This window comes from Methylopila sp. Yamaguchi, assembly GCF_002897035.1.
Taxonomy (GTDB): domain Bacteria; phylum Pseudomonadota; class Alphaproteobacteria; order Rhizobiales; family Methylopilaceae; genus Methylopila.
The window spans coordinates 151,437-176,076 of record NZ_BAUX01000008.1 but is presented as its reverse complement, the minus strand read 5'-3'; the positions used below and the strand labels follow the sequence as shown (position 1 = coordinate 176,076).

Below are 24,640 nucleotides of genomic sequence, written 5' to 3'. Positions count from 1 at the left end.
GACGTTTACGTTTTGTCATCCCTAATCGGTGTTCATAGGTCGACTTTGCCCGCCATCCGTCTCGCCTCCCGGAGCCTGCCGTCATGATCTCCCGCGCGGAACGCACCGTCTTCGGCGAATGGTGGTGGACGGTCGACAGGGCGCTGCTGTTCGCCGTCGGCGCGCTCATGGTGCTCGGCGTCGTGCTGTCGCTCGCGGCCTCGCCGCCGGTGGCCGAGCGCATCGGCGTCGACATGTTCCATTTCGTGAACCGGCAGGTGATGTTCCTGCCGCCGGCGCTGCTGATCATGGTCGGGGTGTCGTTTCTCAGCCCCCGGCAGGTGCGGCGGCTCGCCTGGGTCGTGTTCGCCTTCGGCATGTTGATGCTTGCGGCGACCCTCTTCATCGGCATGGAGATCAAGGGCGCCCGGCGCTGGATCAACTTCGGCGGGCTCGCGGTGCAGCCGTCGGAGTTCGTTAAACCTGCCTTCGTCGTGCTCTCGGCCTGGCTGTTCGCCGAGGGCTCCGAGCGGCGCGACATGCCCGGCCATCTCCTCGCCATCGCGCTGCTGGGATCGGTCGTCGGCCTGCTGGTGCTGCAGCCCGACCTCGGCCAGACCGTGCTTTCGACCGCGGTCTGGGGCGCGCTGTTCTTCCTCGCGGGCCTGCCGTGGATCTGGGTCGTCGGCCTCGGCGGCGTCGGCGTCGTCGGACTGGTCGCGGCTTATGAGCTGCTGCCGCACGTGGCGCGCCGCATCGACCGCTTCATGAACCCCGAGACCGGCGACACCTTCCAGATCGACAAGGCGACCGAGGCCTTCGCCTCCGCCGGCTGGTTCGGCAAGGGCCCCGGCGAGGGCACCGTCAAGCGCATCATTCCGGACGGGCACACCGACTTTATCGCCGCCGTGACGGCCGAGGAGTTCGGCATCCTCTTCTGCATCGCGATCGTGTCGATCTACTGCTTCATCGTCATGCGCGGGCTGCAGCACGCACGCCGCGAGCAGGACGGCTTCACGCGCCTCGCCATCGCAGGCCTCACCATGCTGTTCGGCCTCCAAGCCGCGATCAACATGGCGGTGAACCTGCACCTTATGCCGGCGAAGGGCATGACGCTGCCGTTCATCTCCTACGGCGGCTCGTCGCTGTTTGCGCTGGCGCTCGGCGTCGGCATGCTGCTCGCGCTGACGCGCCGCCGGCCGCGCACCGACGCCCTCGCCTCCGAGATCGCGCGGCACGCCCGCGCCCAGGGCGCGACGCCGGTCGCGGCGCGCGCATGACCGCCGGGCCGCGACCCATCCTGCTGGCGGCCGGCGGAACCGGCGGCCACCTCTTCCCGGCGGAAGCGCTGGCGGTCGAGCTCGGCCGCCGCGATGTGGCCGTGGAGCTCGTCACCGATGAGCGGGCGCTGGCCTACGCCTCCAAGTTCCCGGCCCGCGCGGTGCACGCCCTCCCGGCCGACACGCTGCGGGGCTCGGGCGCGCTCGCCTACGCCAAACTCGGGCTGACGCTCGCGCGCGGGGTGGGGAAGGGCGTCGGGCTCATGCGCCGCGTGAGGCCCGCGGCGGTGGTCGGCTTCGGCGGCTATCCCTCGTTTCCGCCCCTGGTCGCGGGGCGTGTCGCCGGCGTGCCGGTCGTGCTGCATGAGCAGAACGCGGTGATGGGGCGCGCCAACCGGATGCTGGCGCGGTTCGCGACCACCATCGCGACCGGCTTTCCCGACGTGGCCGGCGCGCCCTCCGGCGCCGCCACCGTCCATGTGGGCAACCCCGTGCGGCCCCAGGTGATCTCTGCCAGCGGCGTCGCCTACGAGGCGCCGGAGGGCGATCGGCCGATCCGCCTGCTGGTGTTCGGCGGCAGCCAGGGCGCGCGGGTGATGTCCGAGGTGGTTCCGGCCGCGCTCGCTCTGCTGCCGGGCGAACTCAAGGCCCGGCTGCGCGTGACGCAGCAGGCGCGGCCCGAAGATCTCGAAGCGGCGCGCGCCGCCTACGCCGCGGCCGGCATCGAGGCCAATCTGACGAGCTTCTTTGACGACATGCCCGCGCGCATGGCGCTCGCGCATTTCGTGATCGCGCGCGCGGGGGCCTCGACGGTCGCGGAGCTCGCCGTGATCGGCCGGCCCTCGATCCTCGTGCCGCTGCCGCACGCCCTCGACAACGACCAGCTCGCCAACGCCAACGCGCTGGCGCTTTCCGGCGGCGCGGTGGTCTGGCCGCAGGCGCGTCTCACCCCTGAGGCGCTGTCCGACGACCTCTCCCTGCGCCTCGCCGACGGCGCGGCGCTTTCGGCCTCGGCGGCCGCGGCGCGGCGCGTCGGCAAACCGGACGCCGCCGCTCGGCTCGCGGATGTGGTATTGGCCGCCGCCGGCGTCCACGCGCCAGCGCCCGCCTCGCTCACGTCCTGACAGGTTTTAGCCTCTCCCATGAAACTTCCCCGCGACATCGGCCCCGTCCACTTCGTCGGCATCGGCGGCATCGGCATGTCCGGCATCGCCGAGGTGCTGGCCAACCACGGCTACAAGGTCCAGGGCTCCGACGCGGCCGAGAGCGCCAACGTCAAGCGCCTGCGCGACAAGGGCATCGCCGTCACCATCGGGCACGCCGCGGAGAACCTCGGCGACGCCGAGGTCGTGGTGGTGTCCTCCGCCATCAAGCGCGGCAACCCCGAGCTTAACGCCGCGCGCGAGAAGCGCCTGCCGGTGGTGCGGCGCGCGGAGATGCTGGCCGAGTTGATGCGGCTGAAGACCTGCGTCGCGATCGCCGGCACCCACGGCAAGACCACGACGACGTCGCTCGTCGCCACGCTGCTCGACGCCGGCGCGATGGACCCGACGGTGATCAACGGCGGCATCATCAACGCCTACGGCACCAACGCCCGCATGGGCGACGGCGACTGGATGGTGGTGGAGGCCGACGAGAGCGACGGCACCTTCCTGAAGCTGCCGACCGACGTCGCGGTCGTCACCAACATCGACCCCGAGCACCTCGACCACTTCGGCACCTTCGACGCGGTGAAGGCGGCGTTCCGCTCCTTCGTCGAGAACGTGCCGTTCTACGGCTTCGCCGTGATGTGCCTTGACCACCCGACCGTGCAGGACATGGTGGGCACCATCGAGGACCGCCGGGTCGTGACCTACGGCGAGAATCCGCAGGCGGACGTGCGGTTGCTGGACGTCGACCTGAAGGGCGGCCAGGCCCGGTTCCGCGTCGCCATCCGAGATCGCAAGACGGGCTCCGAGACCCGGATCGACGACCTCGTGCTGCCCATGGCCGGCCGCCACAACGCGCTGAACGCGACCGCGGCGATCGCCGTCGCGCACGAGCTCGGCGTGGCCGCGGACCAGATCCGCGCCGGGCTCGCCAAGTTCGGCGGCGTGAAGCGGCGCTTCACCCGCACCGGCGAGTGGAACGGCGTCGCCATCTTCGACGACTACGGCCATCACCCTGTGGAAATCTCCGCGGTGCTTAAGGCGGCGCGGGCGTCGACGGAAGGTCGCGTGATCGCCGTGGTCCAGCCGCACCGCTACTCCCGCCTGCACGCCCTGTTCGACGGCTTCTCGAGCTGCTTCAACGACGCCGACACCGTGATCGTGGCGGACGTCTACGCCGCCGGCGAGCAGCCGATTGAGGGCGCGTCGCGCGACGACCTGGTGGCGGGCCTGCGCGCCCGCGGTCATCGCCACGTCATCCCGCTCGAAGGCCCGCAGGCGCTTGCGGGCGTCGTGGCGAGCGTGGCGAAGCCCGGCGACTACGTCGTGCTGCTCGGCGCCGGCACATCGACCTATTGGGCCGCGGCCCTGCCAGAGGAGCTCGCGGCGCTGAAGGCCGGCGCATGACGGCCCCGCTCGTCGAACGCCTCGCCGCCGTCATGCCGGCCTTGCGCGGGCGGCTGCTCGCCGGCCAGCCGCTGGCGGACCTCGTCTGGTTCCGGGTCGGCGGCCCGGCCGAGGCGCTGTTCACGCCGGCCGACGAGGACGACCTCGCCTATTTCCTTGCGAACCTTCCCGCCGACGCGCCGCTGACGCCGATCGGGCTGGGCTCGAACCTCCTGGTCCGCGACGGCGGTCTTCCCGGCGTGTCCGTGCGGCTCGGGAAGCCCTTCGCGGCCATCGAGGCCGTGGGCGAGGGGCGACTGCGCGTGGGCGCCGCGGCGGCCGACAAGCGCGTCGCGATCGCGGCGCAGGAGGCGGGGATCGGCGGTTTCGCCTTCTACTTCGGCATTCCCGGCGCGATCGGCGGCGCGCTCCGCATGAACGCCGGCGCCCATGGGACGGAGACGGCGGACCGCGTGGTCGAGGTCTACGGCGTCGACCGGAGCGGGGCGAAGCGGACCTTTTCCAAGGCCGAGATGGGCTACCGCTACCGCCATTCCGACGCGCCCGACGACGTGATCTTCACCGGCGCGCTGCTCGAGGGCGAGCTGCAGGACCGGGACGCGATCCGCGCCGAGATGGACGCGGTCGCCGAGCACCGCGAGAGGAACCAGCCGATCCGCAGCCGCACCGGCGGCTCGACGTTCAAGAATCCGCCCGGCCATTCCGCGTGGAAGCTGATCGATCAGGCGGGCCTGCGCGGCTTCGCGGTCGGCGGCGCGCAGGTGTCCGAGATGCACTGCAACTTCCTGATCAACGCCGGCGGCGCCACTGGAGCCGACATCGAGGCCCTGGGCGAGGAGATCCGCCGGCGCGTGAAGGAGACCTCGGGCGTCGAGCTCGAGTGGGAGATCAAGCGGATCGGTGTGGCGGCGTAAGGACGGCCGGCACGTCCGTCGAGCGCGTCCCTCCGCTCCTAAAGCGCGTCGTCGTTACGCTTGGCCGGGGGGCCCGCCGCCGACGAGACGCTCGACGTCCGAGAGGAATGGTCCGGTCGAGCCGGGCCATGACGCGCTTCATTCTGCTCACAAATCGGATCGGCCGTCGGCCGTCCAGCATGACGACCGCCTTCGGGGAAACACCATGTCCAAACACGTCGCCGTCCTGATGGGGGGCTGGTCCTCGGAGCGGCAGGTGTCGCTCTGGTCGGGCGCGGCCTGCGCCAAAGCCCTGGAAGGCGAGGGCTACCGCGTCACGCCGATCGATGTCGGCCGCGATCTCGCCGAGGTCCTGGCGAAGGTAAAGCCGGACGTCTGCTTTAACGCGCTGCACGGCCGCTTCGGCGAAGATGGCACGGTGCAGGGCCTGCTGGAGATCATGGGAATCCCCTACACGCACTCCGGCGTGCTGGCCTCGTCGCTCGCCATGCACAAGGAGCGCGCGAAGACCGTGATGGCGGCTGCGGGGGTTTCCGTCCCGCGTGGCAAAGTCGTCACACGGTCAGAAGCCGCCGCGTCGCACGTCTTAACGCCTCCTTACGTCCTCAAGCCTGTCGACGGCGGATCGTCGGTCGGCGTCCTAATCGTTAACGAAGACCACGCCCATCCGCCGCAGGAGCTCACCCGCGGGGACTGGGCGCACGGCGAGCTGCTGCTTGCGGAAAATTTCGTTGCGGGAAAAGAGCTTACCTGCGCCGTGCTGAATGGCGAGGCGCTCGAGGTGATCGAAATCGTGCCCGGCGACGCCTGGTACGACTTCGACGCCAAGTACGCCAAGGGCGGCTCGGTGCACGTCCTCCCGGCAAAAATTTCACCCTTTGTTTACCAAGAGGTCCGAAAACTGGCTCTCGCGGCGCACCACGCTCTCGGGTGCCGCGGAGTAAGCCGGGCCGATTTCCGTTTCGACGACCGCGAAGGCGGCACGGGAGAGCTCGTCTGCCTCGAAGTGAACACGCAGCCCGGCATGACGGAGACGTCGCTCGTGCCGGAACTCGCCGCTTATGCCGGCATAGGGTTTGGTGAGCTTGTTCGATGGCTAGTGGAGGACGCCTCCTTGGAACGCTAGACGGACGCCGCAGGGCGCCGGTCGGCGGCGGTCGCGAAGCGGCCGCACCCCGGACCCGGGTGTTCAAGACGGGCCCGAACATGCGGTCGGCGAGCGAGAACGCGCGCCAGCCGCGGCCGGACCTCGACGACGTCGACGAGGTGATCGGCGCGAGCCGTCTGACAACGGTGCGCTTTCGCCTCGAACGCCTCGCCCGTCGGCGTCGCCTCGGCGTGGCGCTCACCGCGGTCTTCTTCGGCGCGACCGGCGTGACGGGCATGATCGACGGCGGCCATTGGCCCGCGGTCCGCGCCGAAATCGAGAACCTTCACGTCACCGTCGCCAACGCCGCTGGTTTCCGCGTGATCGCCGTCGCGACCGAAGGCCAGAGCGCGCTCACCGACGACGAAGTCCTGCTCGCCCTCGGGATCGGCGAGAACACCGCGCTTCCGTTCCTGGACGTCGGCGCGGCCCGCGACCGGCTGATGGCGAACCCGCTGGTGCAGGACGCGACCGTCCGCAAGCTCTATCCCGACCGGGTCACCGTGCATCTCGTGGAGCGCAAGCCGTTCGCGCTGTGGCAGCACGACGGCAAGGTGCAGATCCTCGCCGAGGACGGCACCCCGATCGACGAATTCCGGGATTCCCGCTTCGCCCATCTGCCGCTCGTCGTCGGCCCCTCCGCGAACCTTCGCGCGCGGCCGCTGCTCGAAGCGCTGGACGGCGCGCCGAAGATCAAGACCGAGACCTACGCGGCCGTGCTCGTGGCCGAGCGGCGCTGGAACCTCAAGCTTCGGTCCGGCGTCGAGGTGAAGCTGCCGGAGACGGGTTTCCGCGAGGCGCTGGCCCGACTCGAGTCGCTTCAGGCCGCCCGCAATCTGTTCTCCAAGGACATTGCGATCGTCGACCTCCGATCGCCGATCCGCACCGTGGTGCGGGTGACGCCCGAGGCGGCGGAAAAGCTGGCCGAGGCTGAGAAGGCCGCCGAGAAGGCGCGTAAGAAGGCCGGAGCGACATGAGTCAGGCGTTCCCCTACGGCGTTGTCCCGAAGATGAAGCCGCTGCCGCAGCGTCGCGCAGTGGTGGTCTCCGTCCTCGACGTCGGCACTTCCAAGATCGCGTGCCTCGTGGCGCGGCTGAAGCCGGTCGAAGCCGGCGACGCGCTCCCCGACCGCTCCCATCTCGTCGAGCTGATCGGGGTGGGCCATCAGCGCTCGCGCGGCGTCAAGGCCGGTCAGATCGTCGACATGGAGGCCGCCGAGCAGGCGATCCGGCTCGCGGTCGACGCCGCCGAGCGCATGGCGGGCGTCCAGATCGAGAGCGTGATCGTGTCGGTCTCCGCCGGCCGGCTCGCCTCCGAGACCTTCCACGCCGAAGTGCCGATCGCCGGCCACCCGGTGGAGGATCGCGACATCCGCCGCGTGCTGCAGGCGGGCTGCGCCCATTCGGTCCGCCCGAACCGGGCCGTGGTGCATTCAATCCCGACGGGCTTCGGCCTGGACGCGACCCGCGGCGTGCGCGATCCGCGCGGCATGGTGGGCCAGCATCTCGGCGTCGACATGCACATCGTCACGGCGGAGGGCGCGCCTCTGCGCAACCTGATGCTGTGCGTCGAGCGCTGCCACCTGAACGTCGAGACGATCGTCGCGGCTCCCTACGCGTCCGGCCTCGCGGCGCTCGTCGACGACGAGGCCGAGATGGGCGTCACCTTGGTCGACATGGGCGGCGGCACGACCTCGGTCGCCGTGTTCAAGGGCGGGCAGTTCGTGCATTCGGACGCCGTCGCGCTCGGCGGGCACCACGTCACCCTCGACCTCGCCCGCGGGCTCTCGACGAGCCTCGACGAGGCGGAGCGGCTGAAGACGCTGCACGCCAGCGTGTTTCCGGCGCTCGCCGACGAGCGCGAGCAGATCGCGGTCACCCCGGTCGGCGAGAACGAGATCGACGGCGCGAGCTACCTGCCGAAGTCGATGATCGTGAAGATTGTCAAGCCGCGGGTGGAGGAGATCCTCGAGCTGGTCCGCGACCGCCTCAAGGCCTCGGGCTACGCGGCGGAGGCGCGCCGCGTCGTGCTTACCGGCGGCGCGTGCCAGCTGACGGGCCTGCCCGATCTGGCGCGGCGCATTCTCGACCGGCCCGTCCGCATCGGCCGCCCGCTGGGCGCCCGCGGACTGCCCGAGGCGGCCAAGGGGCCGGCCTTCGCAGGCCCGGTCGGACTTCTGGTTTTCCCGCAAGTTGCGGGTCTGGAACACGTCGATCCGCGGCGGATGCGCCGCGGCGGGTCGGCGCCAAAAGACACTTACATCCACCGCGTTGGGCGGTGGCTGAAGGAGAGCTTCTGACCGTCGGATCGGCGACCGACGGGCAGATGGGGCGAGCGCGCCCCCCGAACGCCGAACGTGAAGACAGGCAAACGCCGGGACGGCGCGACAACCTACGAGGCATGCGATGACGATCAACCTGAAGATGCCGGACATCCGGGAACTGAAGCCGCGGATCACCGTGTTCGGCGTCGGCGGCGCCGGCGGCAACGCCGTGAACAACATGATCGAAGCCGGCCTCGTGGGCGTCGACTTCGTGGTCGCGAACACCGACGCGCAGGCGCTGACCCTGTCGAAGGCCGAGCGCATCATCCAGATGGGCGTGCAGGTCACCGAGGGTCTCGGCGCCGGCTCCCAGCCTGAGGTGGGCCGGGCGGCCGCCGAGGAGGTGATCGACGAGATCCGCGACCACCTGTCAGGCGCGCACATGGCGTTCATCACCGCCGGCATGGGCGGCGGCACCGGCACGGGCTCCGCTCCGGTCGTGGCCCGCGCGGCCCGCGAGGCCGGCATCCTGACCGTCGGCGTCGTGACCAAGCCGTTCCACTTCGAAGGCCAGCGCCGGATGAAGACGGCGGAAGCCGGCATCGAGGAGCTGCAGAAGGCGGTCGACACCCTCATCGTCATCCCGAACCAGAACCTGTTCCGGGTCGCGAACGAGCGGACCACCTTCGCCGACGCCTTCGCCATGGCGGACCAGGTGCTCTACTCGGGCGTCGCCTGCATCACCGACCTGATGGTCAAGGAAGGCCTGATCAACCTCGACTTCGCCGACGTCCGCGCGATTATGCGCGAGATGGGCAAGGCGATGATGGGCACGGGCGAGGCCTCGGGCGACAAGCGCGCGGTTCAGGCGGCGGAAGCGGCCATCGCCAACCCGCTGCTCGACGACGTCTCGATGAAGGGCGCCCGCGGCCTGCTGATCTCGATCACCGGCGGCAACGACCTGACGCTGTACGAAGTCGACGAGGCGGCCACCCGCATCCGCGAGGAGGTGGACTCGGAAGCCAACATCATCCTCGGCGCGACCTTCGACGAGAGCCTGGAAGGCATCATCCGCGTGTCGGTCGTCGCCACCGGCATCGACCACATCATGGAGGCGGGCCAGACCAGCCCCGCCGAGCAGCGCATCGCGGAGCTCACCAACCGTTTTAAGCAGCCGGCTCCGGCGACCCGTTCGCCCGAACCGCAGACGCTTCCGACCTTCCGCGCGCCGACCCAGCCGGTCCAGCCCGCGGCCCCGGCGCCGGCTCCCGAACAGCATGAGCCGGCTTACGAGGCGCATTACGAGCAGCAGGCGATCGCCGCGATCGAGGACGTCACCATCCGTCCCGCCGCGCCGAAGGCTCCGCTGGCCGAGCCCCAGCACGCCGCTCCCGCGGCCTATGAGGACGACCATCACGAGCACGCCTTCATCCCGCCGCAGGCCGAGCGCGCCGCCCGCGCGCCCCGCATGCCGCGGATCGAGGACCTCCCGCTGCCGGCCCAGGCGCAGATCCGCGCCAGCCGCGAGCAGGCTCCCGAGCCCGCTCCGGACCGCAAGCGCATGACCCTGCTGCAGCGCCTCGCCAACGGCCTCGGCCGTCACCACGAGGAAGATGACGCGCAGGCGCATCACCCCGCGCCCGTGCAGCCAGTGCAGGCGCAGCGTCCCGCTCCGGTCCAGCCGGACCAGCGGCGGCCGCAGGCTCCAGCCTACCGCCCGGCGCAGGGCGGGCTCGACGCCCAGGGCCGCGCGCCCGCGCAGCAGCACCCCCGCGGCCTCGAGGACGACCAGCTCGAGATCCCGGCGTTCCTCCGCCGCCAGGCGAACTGACGCCGGGTCCTGCCGGGCTCGACACGCGACTCGACGGCTCGGACCTCACGGTCCGGGCCGTCCGCTTTTGAGCCTGCCCGAGCAGGCATTTTTGTTAACGTCTTCAGAAGCATACGCCTGTTACAAAGCGTAAAGAACCTTGATTTTGGATCCCCCTGTCGTCGACTTAGGTTGCAGCGCATCAAGAAGGCCGGACAGGTTTCCGGTCGTTCGCGCGTGACGAACGCGCCGATACGACAGGCTCCGGAGCGAGCCGTCGGGATTTCGAGGTTCGAGTTCGATGTTTGCGCACCAGACCACGCTTGCAGGTACGGCCGTCGTCGACGGCGTCGGCGTCCATTCGGGCGCGCCGGTCGTCATGACGCTGGAGCCCGGCGACGCGGGGATGGGCATCGTCTTCGTCCGGACGACCGTGGACGGCGACGAGCATGAGATTCCCGCCCGGCATGATCTGCTGAAGGCGACGGAGCTCCAGACCGTGCTCGGCGACGCCGACGGCGCGAGCGTCTCGACCATCGAGCACCTGATGGCGGCCCTGCGCGCGCTTGGCGTCGACAACGCCCGCGTGTGCCTCGACGGCCCCGAGGTCGCGATCGTGGACGGCTCGTCGCGCCCCTTCGTGCAGGCGATCGAGGCGGTCGGCTTGCGCAAGCTCTCCGCGCCGCGCCGGATGCTCAAGATCCTGAAGCCGGTCCGCGTCGAGCAGGGCCGCGGCTACGCCGAGCTCGCCCCCGCGCCGTCCGGCTTCCACATGGACGTCACCATCGATTTCGCGTCCGACCTGATCGGCCGCCAGCAGATCCGCTTCGAGCTCACGCCGCAGGTCTTCCGCGAGGAGATCGCGGCCGCGCGCACCTTCGGCTTCCTGAAGGACGTGGAGCGGCTGTGGGCGGCCGGCTTCGCCCGGGGCTCCTCAATGGAGAACACCGTCGTGCTGGGCGACGACCGGGTGCTGAACCCCGAGGGCCTGCGCTTCGCGGACGAGTTCGTGCGGCACAAGGCGCTCGACGCCGTGGGCGACCTGGCGCTGTCCGGCCTGCCGCTCGTCGGGCGGTTCGCCTCGTTCTGCGGCGGCCACAAGCTGAACGGCGCCGTGCTCGGCGCTCTGCTGGCGGATCCCGCCGCCTACGCCATCGTCGACGAGGCGCCTGTTCGCCGGGAGCAGCGCGAGCCGCGGCACGCCGCCGCCCCGCTCGCCAGCGCCGTTCCGGCCTTCGGCCCGCGGGTCGACTGACGGCGCGCCGGCGGCGGAAACGCACGCCGGCCGCTTGCACGTTGGCGCGCCCGATCCCTTTCGGCTATAGACGGCGGCGGAGTCGCGTTCACCACGCGGCGCCGGCCGCGACGCTCCGGCGTCCGGTCATCGGGGAACCACCGTCGAATTCAGCGTTCACGAGGCTCGCGATGGTCATGCGTACGTCTTCCGCCACTCCGTCCGCAGGCCGTCGGGGCTTTCGATTCGCTCTGGTGCTTTCGCTCGCCGCGGCCGCCGCGCTGCCGCTGGGGGGCTGCTCCTACTTCTCGTCGGACAAGGAGACGCTCGCGCCCGATGAGCCGGCGGACAAGCTCTACAACGAGGGCCTGGCCAATCTGAACGCCGGCTCCTACGACGCCGCGAAGAAGAAGTTCGCCGAGGTCGACCGCCAGCACCCCTATACCGACTGGGGCCGCAAGGCGATCCTGATGACCACCTTCGCGAACTACCGCTCGGGCAACTATTCCGAGGCCATCACCAGCGGCACGCGCTACGTCCAGCTGCACCCGACGAGCCCGGACGCAGCTTACGCGCAGTACCTCGTGGCGATGTCCTATTACAACGAAGTGCCTGACGTCAGCCGTGACCAGGAGCGCACGCGCAAGGCGCTGGCGACCTTCGACGAGGTCGTGCGCCGCTGGCCGGACAGCGAGTACGCAACGGAATCGAAGAAGCGCATCCTGATCGCCCGCGACCAGCTCGCCGGCAAGGAAATGCAGATCGGGCGCTTCTATCTCGCCCGGCGCGACTACACCGGCGCGATCAACCGCTTCCGCGTCGTCGTCAGCCAGTACCAGCAGACGCGCCACATCGAGGAGGCGCTGTTCCGCCTCACCGAGGCCTATATGTCGCTCGGCATCACCGGCGAGGCGCAGACGGCGGCGGCGATCCTCGGCCACAACTTCCCGGACAGCGAGTGGTACCAGAAGAGCTACGCGCTGGTGACGAACGGCGGGCTGAAGCCGCAGGAGAACTCCGGCTCCTGGATCAGCCGCGCGTTCCGGGGCGTCGTGGGCTGACGCGGGCCGCCGCGCCCGCGCGGGAGGGCCCGTGCTCGCACGGCTGTCTATTCGCGACATCGTCCTGATTGACCGGCTCGACGTCGACTTCGACGCCGGGCTCTCGGTCATGACCGGCGAGACCGGCGCGGGCAAATCGATCGTGCTCGACGCGGTCTCGCTCGCCCTCGGCGGGCGGGGGGACGGCGGGCTCGTGCGCGAGGGCGAGACGCAGGGCCAGGTCACCGCGGTGTTCGACCTCGCGCTCGACCATCCCGCGCGCGCGATCCTCAAGGCGCAGGACATCGACGACGACGGCGACCTGATCCTGCGGCGGGTGCAGGCGCGCGACGGCCGCACCCGCGCCTTCGTCAACGACCAGCCGGTGAGCGCCCAGGCGCTGCGCGCTCTCGGCGCGACTCTGGTCGAGATCCATGGCCAGCACGACGACCGCGCGCTGGTCGACCCCGCCGCGCACCGCGCGCTGCTCGACGGCTACGGCGGCCTCGGCCGCGAGGTCGCGGCGACCTCCGTCGCCTGGCGCCGCCGCCGGGAGGCGGAGAAGGCGTTGGCCGAGCACACCGCCCGTGTCGAAGCCGCCCGCCGCGAGGCGGACTACCTGCGACACGCCAGCGAGGAGCTGCGGGCGCTTGGAGCCGAGGTCGGCGAGGAGCAGGCCCTGGCCGAGCGCCGCTCCGCGATGATGCGCGCCGAGAAGGCGGCCGAGGACCTCAACGAGGCCTTCGACGCCGTCGCCGGCGGCTCGTCGCCCGTGACCACCATCGCCAACGCCATCCGCCGGCTGGAGCGGCGCGCCGCCTCGTCGCCCGAGCTGGTGGAGCCCGCCATCAAGGCCCTCGACGCCGCGCTGCTGGCGCTCGACGAGGGCGAGGCGCACCTGAAGGCCGCGATCGAGGCCACCGCCTTCGATCCCCGCGAGCTGGAACGGATCGAGGAGCGGCTGTTTGCGCTGCGCGCGGCGTCGCGCAAGTACGATCGGCCGGCCGACGATCTCGCCGCGCTGGCCGCGAAGTTCTTCGCGGACCTCGCCGATCTCGACGCCGGGGAAGAGCGGCTGATCGCGCTCGACGCTGAGGCCAAGGCCGCGGCGGAGGCCTATGACGCCGCGGCGGGCGCCTTAAGCGCCGCTCGGCGCGCCGCGGCGGGTCGGCTCGACGCCGCCGTGATGGCGGAGCTGCCCGATCTGAAGCTCGAGCGGGCGCGATTCATGACGGAGATCGTCTCGGACGGCGGCGGCGCAGGGCCGGACGGGATCGACCGCGTCGAGTTCTGGGTGCAGACCAACCCGGGCACGCGCGCCGGGCCGCTCGCCAAGATCGCGTCCGGCGGCGAGCTCTCGCGCTTCATGCTCGCGCTGAAGGTCGCGCTGGCCGATCGCGGGTCGGCCCCCACGCTGGTGTTCGACGAGATCGACACCGGCGTCGGCGGCGCGGTCGCGGACGCGATCGGCGCCCGGCTCGCCCGGCTCGCCCGGACGGTGCAGGTGCTCTCCGTCACCCATGCGCCGCAGGTGGCGGCGCGCGCCGAGCGGCATTTCCTGATCTCGAAGGCGCAGCCCGAGGGCGAGACGCGGGTGGCGACGCGGGTCGAGGCGCTCGACGCGCGGGCGCGTCGGGAAGAGATCGCGCGCATGCTGGCCGGGGCGTCGGTGACCGAAGAGGCGCGCGCCGCGGCCGCGAGCCTGCTGGATGGAGCGGCGTAATGGCTAAGTCCCCTGCGACGTCTGCGACGGAGGGCGGGGAGCTTCCGCCCGCTCTGCCCGACGCCGCCGCCGAGCACGCGCGGCTGGCCCACGAGATCCGCGCGCATGACAAGCGCTACTATCAGGACGACGCGCCGACGATCGACGACGCCGGCTACGACGCTCTCCGCCGGCGATTGCAGGCGCTCGAGGCTCAGTTCCCCGAGCTTAAGACGCCGGACAGCCCGACCGAAACCGTGGGCGCCGCGCCCTCCGACGCCTTCGCCAAGGTGCGGCACGCGGTGCCGATGCTCTCGCTCGCCAACGCCTTCTCCGACGAGGACGTGGCGGAGTTCATCGCCCGCGTGCGCCGTTTTCTGGACCTGAAGCCGGAGCAGGAACTGCCGGTCGCCGCCGAGCCGAAGATCGACGGGCTGTCGGCCTCGCTGCGCTACGAAAAGGGTCGCTTCGTCCGTGGCGCGACGCGAGGCGACGGGGCGGTGGGCGAGGACGTCACGGCGAACCTCCGCACCCTCGGCGACGTACCCGACCGCCTGACCGGAGACGACGTTCCCGACGTGATCGAGGTGCGCGGCGAAGTCTACATGTCCCATGCGGACTTCAAGGCGCTGAACGAGCGCCAGACCGAGGCCGGCAAGCCCGTCTTCGCGAACCCGCGCAACGCCGCCGCGGGAAGCCTTCGCCAGCTCGATCCAAAGGTCACCTCCGAGCGGCCGCTCAGGTTCTTCGCCTACGCCTGGGGCGAGGCGAGCGCCGTTCCCGCCGAGACCCAAAAGGGCATGGTCGACAACATCCGCCGCTGGGGATTCGTGACCAACGACCTCATGGAGGTTCTGGGGACGGCCGAGGAGCTGATCGCGCACTACCATGCGATCGAGGAGCAGCGGGCGCGCCTCGGCTACGACATCGACGGCGTCGTCTACAAGGTCGACAGCCTCGCGCTTCAGCGCCGCCTCGGCTTCGTCTCACGGAGCCCACGCTGGGCGATCGCCCACAAGTTCCCGGCCGAGCGCGCGACGACGGTTCTGGAGGCGATCGACATCCAGGTGGGCCGCACCGGCTCGCTGACCCCGGTCGCGAAGCTGAAGCCCGTCACCGTTGGCGGCGTCGTCGTCCAGAACGCCACGCTGCACAACGAGGACGAGATCGCCCGCAAAGACGTGCGCGTCGGCGACACTGTGGTCGTCCAACGCGCCGGCGACGTCATCCCGCAGGTGGTGGAGGTCGTGCTCGACCAGCGACCTGAAGGAGCGCAGCCGTACGCGTTTCCGACGGTCTGCCCCGTCTGCGGCAGCCATGCTGTGCGCGAGGAGGGCGAGGTGGTCCGCCGCTGCACCGGCGGTCTAATCTGCCGGGCGCAGGCGGTGGAGCGGCTGCGCCATTTCGTGTCGCGCGGCGCCATGGACATCGAAGGCCTTGGCGAGAAGCAGATCGAGGCCTTCTACGAAGCCGGCGACGTGCGCGAACCGGCCGACATTTTCACGCTCAAGGTCCGCGACGCGCAGCCCGGCAAGCTCACGCGGCTGAAGAACCGGGAAGGGTGGGGCGAGACCTCGGCCGCGAACCTGTTCGCCGCGATCGAGGACGCCCGCACGCGCGAGGTGAATCGCGTCCTCTACGGGCTCGGCATCCGCCATGTGGGCGAGATCAACGCCAAGAGGCTGCTCCGCCATTATGTGACGATCGAGGCCCTGCGCGACGCCGCGAAGGCCGCAACGCCCCCCGATCCGGGGGTAAGGGGCGACAAGGGCGACGACGCCTGGCGCGAGATGATCGACATCGACGGCGTCGGCGCCGTCGTCGCGTACGCCGTCGTCGACTTCTTCCAGGAGCCGAAAAACGCGGCGCCGCTCAACGCGCTGCTGAACGAGCTGACGCCCGCGCCGATGCCCGCCGCCGCCTCGAACACGCCGGTCACCGGCCTCACGGTGGTCTTCACCGGCGCGCTGGAGCGGATGACGCGCGACGAGGCCAAGGCCATGGCCGAGCGGCTCGGCGCCAAGGTCGCGGGTTCGGTGTCCAAGAAGACCGACCTCGTGGTTTCGGGACCCGGCGCCGGCTCCAAGCTCGCGAAGGCGAAGGAGCTCGGGATCGAGACCCTGACGGAAGACGAGTGGCTGGCGCGGGTGGGCGAGGGCGGATGACGGCCGGCCTTCGGGAGGTTCGCGACGGGCTGAGGGACATCGCTCCCGCGGCGATCGCGGCGATTCCCATCGGCCTGCTGTTCGGGGCGCTGATGGCGTCCAAGGGACTCACGCCGGCCGAGGTGGCGCTGATGTCCGGCTTCGTCTGCGCCGGCGGCGCGCAGCTCGCGGCGGTCGAGCTCTGGGTGCATCCCGCGCCGATCCTCGCGCTGGCGGTCTCGACCGTGCTGATCGACGCGCGCCACGTGCTGATGAGCACGTCGCTTGCCCGCCGCACCGAAGCCTTCGCCTGGTGGCAGAAGATGCTCGGCTTCTATGTCATGTCCGACGAGAACTGGGCGCTCGGCGAACGTCGCGCCGCGGAGCGGACGCTGACGCCGGCCTACTTCATCACCATGGGCGCGACGCTCTGGATCAACTGGGTGACGACGACCACGCTCGGGGCGATCGGCGGCGCCATGCTCGGCGACCCGAGGGTCTACGGCGCGGACTTCGCCTTCACCGCGCTGTTCATCGGTCTTGCGGCCGCCTTCGTCCGTGGACCGGGCGGCATGGCGGTGGTCGCCGCGAGCGGGCTCGCCTCGGCGGCGACCTACGTCGGCGTCGGCGCGCCCTGGCACGTCGCGGCCGGCGCCGCCGCGGGCGTCGCGACCGCCTGGGCGCTCGCGGGCGAGGACGAGGAGGAGGCGCTCGCATGAGCGTGGATCCCTGGACCCTGCTCGCCATCCTGGTGATGGCGTCGATCACCTACGCGACCCGGATCTCGGGCGTGCTGCTCGGCGGACGCCTCAAGCTCAGCCCCCGGGCGCAGGCGGCGTTCAACGCGGTGCCGCCGGCGGTTCTGGTCGCGCTGATCGCCCCATCCGCGCTCGCGACCGGCGGGGCGGAAACCATCGCGGCGCTCGCCGCCGCCGTGGCCGCGACGCGGCTGCCGCTGCTCGGCGTCATCGCGGTCGGCGTGGTGACGGTCGTCGCGCTGCGGGCGTTCGGACTCTAGGAAATGTGAACTTCCCTCCGAGGCCCTGCGCCCCATGTCAGCGCCCATGACCCGCCGCACCACCTTCCTCGCCGCCGCGCTCCTGATCGGCTCCCTCGCTCCCGCCGGCGCGCAGGAGAAGGCGCCGAATCCAGTGGCCCTGCCGGCGGAGGCGACGCAGCGGGAAACCGCCGTGACGGCGGACGCGACGCTCGCCTACAACGCGCGCGTCGAGGCGGTGCCGCTCTACGATCCGAAGGGCGAAAAGGTCGCAGAGGTCGTCGTGACCTCCTACCTGCTCGACCGGACCGACGCGAAAACGAGGCCCATCACCTACGCCTTCAACGGCGGCCCGGGCGCGGCCTCCGCCTTTCTCAACTTCGGCGCCATCGGGCCGAAGCGCATGCCCTTCGGCACCGAAGGGACGACGCCCTCCGATCTGCCGCACCTCATCGACAACGCCGAGACTTGGCTCGGCTTCACCGACCTCGTGTTCGTGGATCCCGTGGGCACCGGCTACAGCCGGGCGGTGGGGAACAACGATCCCAAGGATTTTTGGGGCGTCGAGAGCGACGTCGACACGCTGTCGCGGGTCGTCGCCAAGCATCTCGCCCTCCGCAACCGCCTGATGTCGCCGGTCTATCTCGTGGGCGAGAGCTACGGCGGCTTTCGTGTGCCCCGCATCGCCCGGCAGCTGCAGGCGCGCGACGGCGTCGGCGTGCGCGGTCTGATCGCGATCTCGCCGGTGCTGGACTTCGCGATCCGCGACGGCGAGGGGTCGTCGCCGGTGCCGTGGGTTTCGGCGCTGCCGTCGCTCGCCGCGAGCGCCCGCGCGCGCAAGGGGCTTGTCGAACGTGCGGACCTTGCCGACGTCGAGGCCTACGCGACCGGCGCGTTTCTCGCCGACCTGATGAAGGGTCCGCGCGACGCCGAGGCCGTCGACCGCCTGTCCGCGCGCGTCGCGGAGCTCACCGGGCTTGACCGCGCCTTCGTGAAGCGTCTCGGCGGGCGCGTCGATATCCAGACCTTCGCCCGCGAGTTGCGCCGGGACGAAGGCAAGGTCGGCTCGCTCTACGACGCCAATGTCACGGCGTTCGATCCCTTCCCGTCCTCCGCTCGCGCGCGGTGGGAAGACCCGGTGCTCGACGGCGCGCTCGCGCCGCTCACCCGCGCCGCGGTCGACTTCTACGCCCGCGACCTCGGCTTCCGGGTCGACCGCCGCTACGAACTGCTCGCCTCCGACGTCAACAGAGGCTGGAAGTGGGGCTCGGGCCAGTCGCTGCCGGAATCGACCAGCGCGCTGCGCGAGGCGCTGGCGCTCGATCCCAAGCTCAAGGTGCTGGTGGCGCACGGGACGACGGATCTCGTCACGCCTTACATGGAATCCAGGATCGTGCTGGATCAGCTGCCGGCGTTCGGCGATCCCGAGCGCGTGAAGCTCACGGTCTATCCCGGCGGGCACATGTTCTACACGCGGGACGGCTCCCGCGCGGCGCTGCTGAAGGACGCCAAGGCGCTGTACGGGGCGGAGTAGTCCTACCGGCCGGGATCGAACTCCAGCCCATCGCCGATCTGCGTGATCGTCGGCCCCCGTCGGGCGGCCTTGCTCCACACGGTCTTCATCGCGTCGCTCTCGATCGAGCCCTTCCCCCGGCTCATCCGGCCGGCGAGGTAGTTGACGCTCAGCGTCTGCATCGCGCCGGTGTTCCGCGCCACCGTCGATCGGTCGTAGCCGATCAGGCGCAGCTCCTCCCCGTCGAGTCGAAGGGTGAAGGCGATGCGGGACATGTCCCAGCCGCCCGCGCTCATGAAGACCGCAAGGCCGACCTTTACAGCGCGCCGTTCGATCGACAGCTCCCGGTCGCCGAAGGGATCGTCCATGACGGGATCGACGTGGCGGGGGATAAGCGTCGCGTTCTGCGTCACGAGCGCATAGCCGGCTGGCCGGCGGAGAGCGACGGCAAGGATGCGGGGGTTCGTGTCGAGTTGCGGCGACCCGAGGCCCTCGTTCTTCAGCACGTTCCGCGGATCGGTCGCGCGCAGGACGAACGCCGCGTCGGGGCGGCCGTCGCCGTCGAGATCGCCCTCCGCCTTGGTCTCGACCCGCCAGCCCGGCGGCGCGAAGGCCTCGAGCGCGGAGCCTGTGGCGGCGAGCGTGGGGATCGGCGCCGCGGGCGGCTCGTCGAGCGCCAGAGCCGGCGACGCCAAGGCGGCGAACGCTGCGAAGACGACGGCGCGGATCACGAGGCGGGTTCCGGCGGCGGTGGGGCGGGAGCGGTGACGGACGATCGTGGGTCGAGCTTCAGCGCGACGATGATGCCGAGGGACGCGAACAGGAGAAAGATCCAGCCCGAGAGCGCGCCGACCGCGACGCCTGCGATCGCCTCGCCTGTCACCGCCCCCAGCGCCGTCATGGCTCCCCAGCCGATCATGACCCCGCCGAGCACCATCTCGACGGCGTCCCGTCGCGTGAAGCCTTCGATCGTGAAGCGGCCCGAGGCCACCGCGCAGGCGAAGGCGCCGAGTACGAAGCCGATCAGGATCAGGACATGTTCGGTGAGCGCAAAGCCCTGCAGCAGGGGCGCCTTCAGGCCGGCGACGCCGGCGTCGAGCCCCGGCAGCGTCTGTGGGACGAGGCCGATCATGGTGGCGAGCCAACGCGCGATCGTCGCGCACTCCGCGATCAGGCCGAGCGGCTCTCCGGCGGCGTAGCTCGCCGCCACCAAACATCCGAGCAGCGCGCCTGCGGCGGTCGCGGGCCAGGGTTGGATGAACACCCGGTGGACGAGCCCTGGCCCGTCCTTCGACGCTGGCGGGCGATAGCGCCAAAGCAGGGCCGCGCAGCCCGCGAGCGCCGCGAGTTGGAGGGCGAGCGTTCCGGCCGGCCCGAGCCAGCTCGGCAACCACGGCGCCGGCGCCTCGGCGATGGCGGTCGCCCAGGTCCAGGGCCAGTGGACGATCGCGACCACGAAGCCGAGGAAGACGGCCGCCAGCGCCGGGATGGCGACGAGCGAGCCTTCGCTGAGGCGCCGCAGATGGACCATCACGCCGCCGCGGGCGACCACGGAGCCGACGCCGAAGACGAAAGCCGCCACCGGCAGCAGCCAGTCGACCGGGCCGATGCGGGCGTTCGCGGGCCGGCCGCCGCCCGTGAGCGCCAGCGCGCCGAGCGTCAGCGCGGCCGCGACCGCCAGCGCCGCGAGGAAACCGAGCAACTGCCCGGCGTCCCTTAACGACATCAGGTCGCGCCATGCCCGAACGAGCGAGAGTTCGCCTCGCTGCAGGGCGACGCCGAAGATCGCGCCGGCGACGACCGCCCAGCTTCGGTCGCCGAAGCCCCCGTCCAGGACTGCGAAGATCCAGGCGCCGATCGGCGCGAGACACAAAAGCGCCGCGGCCGTCGCCGGCCGCGGCGTGGAGAGATGCTTGAGGATAAGCGGCCGCGTCGTCACGCGGCGGCGGCGTCTTCGATGCTGGCGCTCGCCTCCAGCCAGGTCTCTTCGGCTTCCGCCTTGGCGCGCTCCACCTCGGCGCGCTTCGCGCCCAGCGCGGCGGCCTTCTGCGGCTTGCCCGGAAAGCCGCCGTTGGCGGTCAGCTCGGCGTCGATCCGCGCCATCTCCTGGTCGCAGGTTGCCATCAGCTCCTCGAGCGAGGCGATCTTCTTCTTGAGCGCGCCGACGTCGATCCGCTTCGGCGCGGGCTCGGAGGACATGCCCGTGCCCTTGCCGACCTTCTTCGACTTCCCCGAACCTTCGGCCGACAGGATGTACTTGCGGTAGTCGTCGAGATCGCCGTCGAACGGCTCGACACCGCCGCCGCCGACCACCCAGAGCCGGTCCGCGGTGGCGTCGAGCAGGTGGCGGTCATGGCTGATCAGGATGACCGCGCCGGCGTATTCGTTCAGCGCCTGCGCAAGGCTTTCGCGGCTGTCGATGTCGAGATGGTTGGTCGGCTCGTCGAGGATGAGCAGGTGCGGCGCGTGCCAGACGGCGAGGCCGAAGGCGAGGCGCGCCTTCTCGCCGCCGGACATCTTGCCGACCTTGGTGTTGGCCTTATCGCCGGGGAATCCGATCTGCGCGACCTTGCCGCGCACCTGCGCGTCGCCGGCGGTCGGCATCAGGCGGCGGATGTGGTCGTAGGGCGTGCCCTCCACGTCGAGGTCCTCGACGTGGTGCTGTGCGAAGAAGCCGACCAGCATCTTTTCGGACTTGTTGACCCGGCCGGCGCTCGCCTGAAGCCGGTTGGCCAGCAGCTTGGCGAAGGTGGACTTGCCGTTGCCGTTCGAGCCGAGCAGCGCGATGCGGTCGTCCGGATCGATGCGGATGTTGAGCTTGTGCAGGATGGTGCGGTCGCCGTAGCCCGCCGAGACGCCGTCGAGCGCGACCAGCGGCGGCGCCAGCTCCCGCTCCGGCTCCGGAATGCGGAACGGCACCACGCTGCTTTCCACCACGGCGTTGATCGGCTGCATCTTGGCGAGCCGCTTGACGCGGGACTGGGCCTGCGTCGCCTTGGAGGCCTTGGCCTTGAAGCGAGCGATGAAGGCCTCGAGCCGGGCGCGCTCCTCGGCCTGCGCCTTCGCCGCCTTCTGGTCGAGCGCGAGCTTCTCGCGACGCATCCGGTCGAAGGCGTCGTAGTTGCCCTTCCAGACCGTCAGCTTTCCCTGGTCGAAATGAAGGATGTGGTCGACCGAAGCGTTCAGCAGGTCGCGGTCATGGCTGATGACCAGCGTCGTGCGCGGGTACTTCGCCAGATAGTCCTGCAGCCAGAGCGTGCCTTCGAGGTCGAGGTGGTTGGTCGGCTCGTCGAGCAGCAGCAGGTCGGGCTCGGAGAACAGCACCGCCGCGAGCGCGACGCGCATGCGCCAGCCGCCGGAGAAGTCGGAGCAGGGACGCTGTTGCGCCTCGTCGTCGAAGCCAAGGCCCGACAGGATGCGGGCGGCCCGTGAGGGCGCCTCGTAGGCGTCGATGTCGATCAGGCGCGTGACGATGTCGGAGATGCGTTCCGGATCGGTGCAGGTCTCCGATTCCGCCATCAGCGCCGCGCGCTCCTTGTCGGCGGCGAGCACGACCTCGATCAGCGGCTCGGGCCCGGACGGCGCCTCCTGGGCCACGCGGCCGAGGCGCAGGCCCTTCGGCATGTTCACCACGCCGTCGTCGGGGCCGATGTCCCCCGCGAGCAGCTTGAACAGGGTGGTCTTGCCGGTGCCGTTGCGGCCCACGACGCCGACGCGCGCGCCTTCGGGAAGGAAGGCGCTCGCGTTGTCGAGCAGCACGCGCCCGGCGACGCGGCAGGTGAGGTCGGTGATCTGGATCATGACCGCTGCTTTTGGCGCCTGCGAAGGAAGTTGTCCACGGGCTCCCGCGTCGCGGCGGCCCCGTCGTGCCGTTGTCGGAAATCCGTCAAACCACTGACATGGGCGCCGACGCAGTTAGAGGCCTTCCAATCTGCCCACGGGGACCTCGCATGACCATCGACGACACGGCCGGCCACGGCGCCGCCGACACGCCCGAGATGCTGGACGAAGAAGCGATCGGCATCGACCGCCCGGGCCTCCACGCCGAAGCCGGCGAGCTTCCGCTGAACGAGCCGTTCCAGTCCGTGCTCGCGCGCAACATCGAGCGGCGCTCGTTCCTGATCGGAGCTGCGGCTACGGTTCCGGTGCTGATGACCACGACGGCGACCTTCGCGCCGAGCGAGGCCGAAGCCGCGCCCCGCCGGCTGACGTTCACGCCGATCGCGCCGTCGACGGCGGACGAGATCATCGTGCCGGAGGGCTACGAGCATCGCGTCCTGATCAAGTGGGGCGACGCGCTGTTCCCCGGCGGCCCGGCGTTCGAGCAGAACCGGCAGACGGCCGAGTCCCAGCGCGTCCAGTTCGGCTTCAACTGCGACTTCGTCGGCTACTTCCCGCTCGACAGCGACGACCGCGCGCTGCTGTGCGTGAACCATGAGTACACGACCGGCGTCGACATGTTCCCCAACTACGTCCCCGGCGCGAACAAGCGTCTCGCGGACGTCGAGATCGCGGCCCATGGCGGCTCGGTCGTCGAGATCAAGCGCACCGGCTCGATCTGGAACGTGGTGCAGAGCACCCAGTACAACCGCCGCATCACCGGCGACACGCTGATGCGCATCTCGGGCCCTGCGTCGGGCCATCCGCTGATGAAGACCTCCGAGGATCCCACCGGCACCAAGGTGCTCGGGATGCTGAACAACTGCTCGGGCGGCAAAACGCCGTGGGGCACCTGGCTGACCTGCGAGGAGAACTTCAACCAGTACTTCGCGAACAACGATCAGGTCGCGGACGCCGACATTAAGGCCGCCCATGCGCGCTACGGGGTGAGCGCCGGCGCCACGAGCCGCAAATGGGAGGCGTTCTACGACCGCTACGACCTAACCAAGGAGCCGAACGAGCCGTTCCGCTTCGGCTGGGTGGTCGAGATCGACCCCTACGACCCCGACTTCCGTCCCCGCAAGCGCACCGCCCTCGGCCGCGCCAAGCATGAGGCGGCGACGACCTCGCTCGCCGCCGACGGCCGCGTCGTCGTCTACACCGGCGACGACCAGCAGTTCGACTACGTCTACAAGTTCGTGTCGGCCGGAAAGTACGACCCGAACAACCGGCGAGCGAACTTCGATCTGCTGGACGAGGGCGTTCTCTACGTCGCGAAGTTCCGCGACAACAACAAGGGCGTGTGGATCCCGCTGACGCTCGACCACCCGAAGCTGAAGGGCAAGTTCGCCGATCAGGGCGAACTGCTGATCAAGACCCGGCTCGCGGCCGACCTCGTCGGCGCCACCGCGATGGATCGCCCCGAGGACTGCCAGCCGAACCCGGTCAACGGTCGCGTCTACCTGACGATGACCAACAACAGCCGGCGCACCTCGGTCGTCGCCGACGCGGGCTCGGCCTTGGCGAACCCGCGCGTGCCGAACTTCGGCGGCCACATCATCGAGCTGACCGAAAGCCACGGGGACCATGGCGCGACGGATTTCCGCTGGGAGGTCTTCCTGCTCTGCGGCAATCCCGAGATCGACCTGAAGACGGACGAGGCCGAACTCACCCCGGGGCTCGCCGCGAGCGCGACGTTCTTCGCGGGCTACGCCGACGCCAGCAAGCTCGGAAAGATCGCGTCGCCGGACAACATCGCCTTCGACAACCGCGGCAACCTCTGGATCACCACCGACGGGCAACCCGGCAACGCCGACATCGGCAATCCGAACGACGCCATGCACGTGGTCCCGACCGCGGGCGCCGAGCGCGGCTATCTCCGGCAGTTCCTCAGCGGCCCGAAGGGCTGCGAGATCTGCGGGCCGGAGTTCGCGACCGACGAGCGCACCGTGTTCTGCGCGGTTCAGCATCCCGGCGAGGACGGCGGCGTCCCGAACTCCATCAGCAGGTGGCCCCTTGGCAACGGGCTTCCGCGCCCCGCGGTGGTCGCCGTGCGGCGCAAGGACGGCGGCGAGATCGGCGTCTGACGCCACGCCGCTACGCGTTCAGCCCTCTCCGCGGCTCCGGCCGCGGGGAGGGCCTTTCGTTGATGAGCCGCGCCCAGGGCTTCGCCTGGAACAGGT

General features: G+C 70.6%; 19 protein-coding genes. 16 read left to right on the top strand and 3 right to left on the bottom strand.

What is annotated here, in order from left to right:
• The first annotated feature begins 83 nt into the window (after window positions 1-83).
• The 15 genes from ftsW (at window position 84) to METY_RS11325 (ending at window position 18,599) form a co-directional block, all read left to right on the top strand.
• Entirely contained in the window at window positions 84-1,259 is a 1,176-nt protein-coding gene (gene ftsW, locus METY_RS11395; RefSeq protein WP_103121507.1) for a putative lipid II flippase FtsW, read from the top strand.
• Complete coding sequence (gene murG, locus METY_RS11390) at window positions 1,256-2,383, top strand: undecaprenyldiphospho-muramoylpentapeptide beta-N-acetylglucosaminyltransferase (RefSeq protein WP_200819659.1); 1,128 nt, start codon at window positions 1,256-1,258, stop codon at window positions 2,381-2,383. Before ftsW ends, murG begins: the two co-directional genes overlap by 4 nt.
• 18 nt (window positions 2,384-2,401) lie before the next feature.
• Window positions 2,402-3,814, top strand: a complete 1,413-nt coding sequence (gene murC, locus METY_RS11385; protein ID WP_103121506.1) for a UDP-N-acetylmuramate--L-alanine ligase — start codon at window positions 2,402-2,404, stop codon at window positions 3,812-3,814.
• The gene (gene murB, locus METY_RS11380; protein ID WP_103121505.1) at window positions 3,811-4,728 is read left to right on the top strand and encodes a UDP-N-acetylmuramate dehydrogenase; all 918 of its coding nucleotides are present in this window, start codon (window positions 3,811-3,813) and stop codon (window positions 4,726-4,728) included. The genes murC and murB overlap by 4 nt, the downstream gene beginning before the upstream one ends.
• 205 nt (window positions 4,729-4,933) lie before the next feature.
• On the top strand, window positions 4,934-5,854 hold the full coding sequence (locus METY_RS11375; protein WP_103121504.1) for a D-alanine--D-alanine ligase: 921 nt from the start codon (window positions 4,934-4,936) through the stop codon (window positions 5,852-5,854).
• A gap of 80 nt (window positions 5,855-5,934) precedes the next feature.
• Window positions 5,935-6,852 carry a cell division protein FtsQ/DivIB gene (locus METY_RS11370; RefSeq protein ID WP_160147348.1) on the top strand — a complete coding sequence of 306 codons (918 nt, stop codon included), beginning with the start codon at window positions 5,935-5,937 and terminating at the stop codon, window positions 6,850-6,852.
• On the top strand, window positions 6,849-8,174 hold the full coding sequence (ftsA, locus tag METY_RS11365) for a cell division protein FtsA (RefSeq protein ID WP_103121502.1): 1,326 nt from the start codon (window positions 6,849-6,851) through the stop codon (window positions 8,172-8,174). Before METY_RS11370 ends, ftsA begins: the two co-directional genes overlap by 4 nt.
• A 106-nt stretch (window positions 8,175-8,280) precedes the next feature.
• Window positions 8,281-9,969 (top strand): cell division protein FtsZ, encoded by a 1,689-nt coding sequence (ftsZ, locus tag METY_RS11360; RefSeq protein ID WP_103121501.1) that lies wholly within the window; start codon window positions 8,281-8,283, stop codon window positions 9,967-9,969.
• A 280-nt stretch (window positions 9,970-10,249) separates the two neighbouring features.
• On the top strand, window positions 10,250-11,203 hold the full coding sequence (gene lpxC, locus METY_RS11355; RefSeq protein ID WP_103121500.1) for a UDP-3-O-acyl-N-acetylglucosamine deacetylase: 954 nt from the start codon (window positions 10,250-10,252) through the stop codon (window positions 11,201-11,203).
• A 170-nt stretch (window positions 11,204-11,373) separates the two neighbouring features.
• Window positions 11,374-12,243 (top strand): outer membrane protein assembly factor BamD, encoded by an 870-nt coding sequence (locus METY_RS11350; protein ID WP_103121499.1) that lies wholly within the window; start codon window positions 11,374-11,376, stop codon window positions 12,241-12,243.
• 31 nt (window positions 12,244-12,274) lie between these two features.
• On the top strand, window positions 12,275-13,945 hold the full coding sequence (recN, locus tag METY_RS11345; protein ID WP_103121498.1) for a DNA repair protein RecN: 1,671 nt from the start codon (window positions 12,275-12,277) through the stop codon (window positions 13,943-13,945).
• Window positions 13,945-16,089 (top strand): NAD-dependent DNA ligase LigA, encoded by a 2,145-nt coding sequence (gene ligA / locus METY_RS11340; RefSeq protein WP_103121497.1) that lies wholly within the window; start codon window positions 13,945-13,947, stop codon window positions 16,087-16,089. The genes recN and ligA overlap by 1 nt, the downstream gene beginning before the upstream one ends.
• Window positions 16,086-16,787, top strand: coding sequence for an AzlC family ABC transporter permease (locus tag METY_RS11335; protein WP_103121496.1), 702 nt, complete (start codon window positions 16,086-16,088; stop codon window positions 16,785-16,787). Before ligA ends, METY_RS11335 begins: the two co-directional genes overlap by 4 nt.
• Window positions 16,784-17,086, top strand: coding sequence for an AzlD family protein (locus METY_RS11330; RefSeq protein WP_103121495.1), 303 nt, complete (start codon window positions 16,784-16,786; stop codon window positions 17,084-17,086). The genes METY_RS11335 and METY_RS11330 overlap by 4 nt, the downstream gene beginning before the upstream one ends.
• A gap of 34 nt (window positions 17,087-17,120) precedes the next feature.
• On the top strand, window positions 17,121-18,599 hold the full coding sequence (locus METY_RS11325; protein ID WP_244593613.1) for a S10 family peptidase: 1,479 nt from the start codon (window positions 17,121-17,123) through the stop codon (window positions 18,597-18,599).
• A 2-nt stretch (window positions 18,600-18,601) separates the two neighbouring features.
• Here METY_RS11325 and METY_RS11320 read toward each other — a convergent pair whose 3' ends face one another.
• Genes METY_RS11320 through METY_RS11310 form a run of 3 tightly spaced genes read right to left on the bottom strand, consistent with a single transcriptional unit; the run spans window position 18,602 to window position 22,379 of the window.
• The gene (locus METY_RS11320; protein ID WP_103121493.1) at window positions 18,602-19,309 is read right to left on the bottom strand and encodes a hypothetical protein; all 708 of its coding nucleotides are present in this window, start codon (window positions 19,307-19,309) and stop codon (window positions 18,602-18,604) included.
• Entirely contained in the window at window positions 19,306-20,517 is a 1,212-nt protein-coding gene (locus METY_RS11315) for a YeeE/YedE thiosulfate transporter family protein (protein ID WP_103121492.1), read from the bottom strand. The genes METY_RS11320 and METY_RS11315 overlap by 4 nt, the downstream gene beginning before the upstream one ends.
• Window positions 20,514-22,379 (bottom strand): ABC-F family ATP-binding cassette domain-containing protein, encoded by a 1,866-nt coding sequence (locus METY_RS11310; protein ID WP_103121491.1) that lies wholly within the window; start codon window positions 22,377-22,379, stop codon window positions 20,514-20,516. The genes METY_RS11315 and METY_RS11310 overlap by 4 nt, the downstream gene beginning before the upstream one ends.
• Window positions 22,380-22,528: 149 nt before the next feature.
• Here METY_RS11310 and METY_RS11305 point away from each other — a divergent pair, with 149 nt between their 5' ends.
• The gene (locus tag METY_RS11305) at window positions 22,529-24,544 is read left to right on the top strand and encodes a PhoX family protein (RefSeq protein WP_103121490.1); all 2,016 of its coding nucleotides are present in this window, start codon (window positions 22,529-22,531) and stop codon (window positions 24,542-24,544) included.
• Window positions 24,545-24,640: the final 96 nt, after the last annotated feature.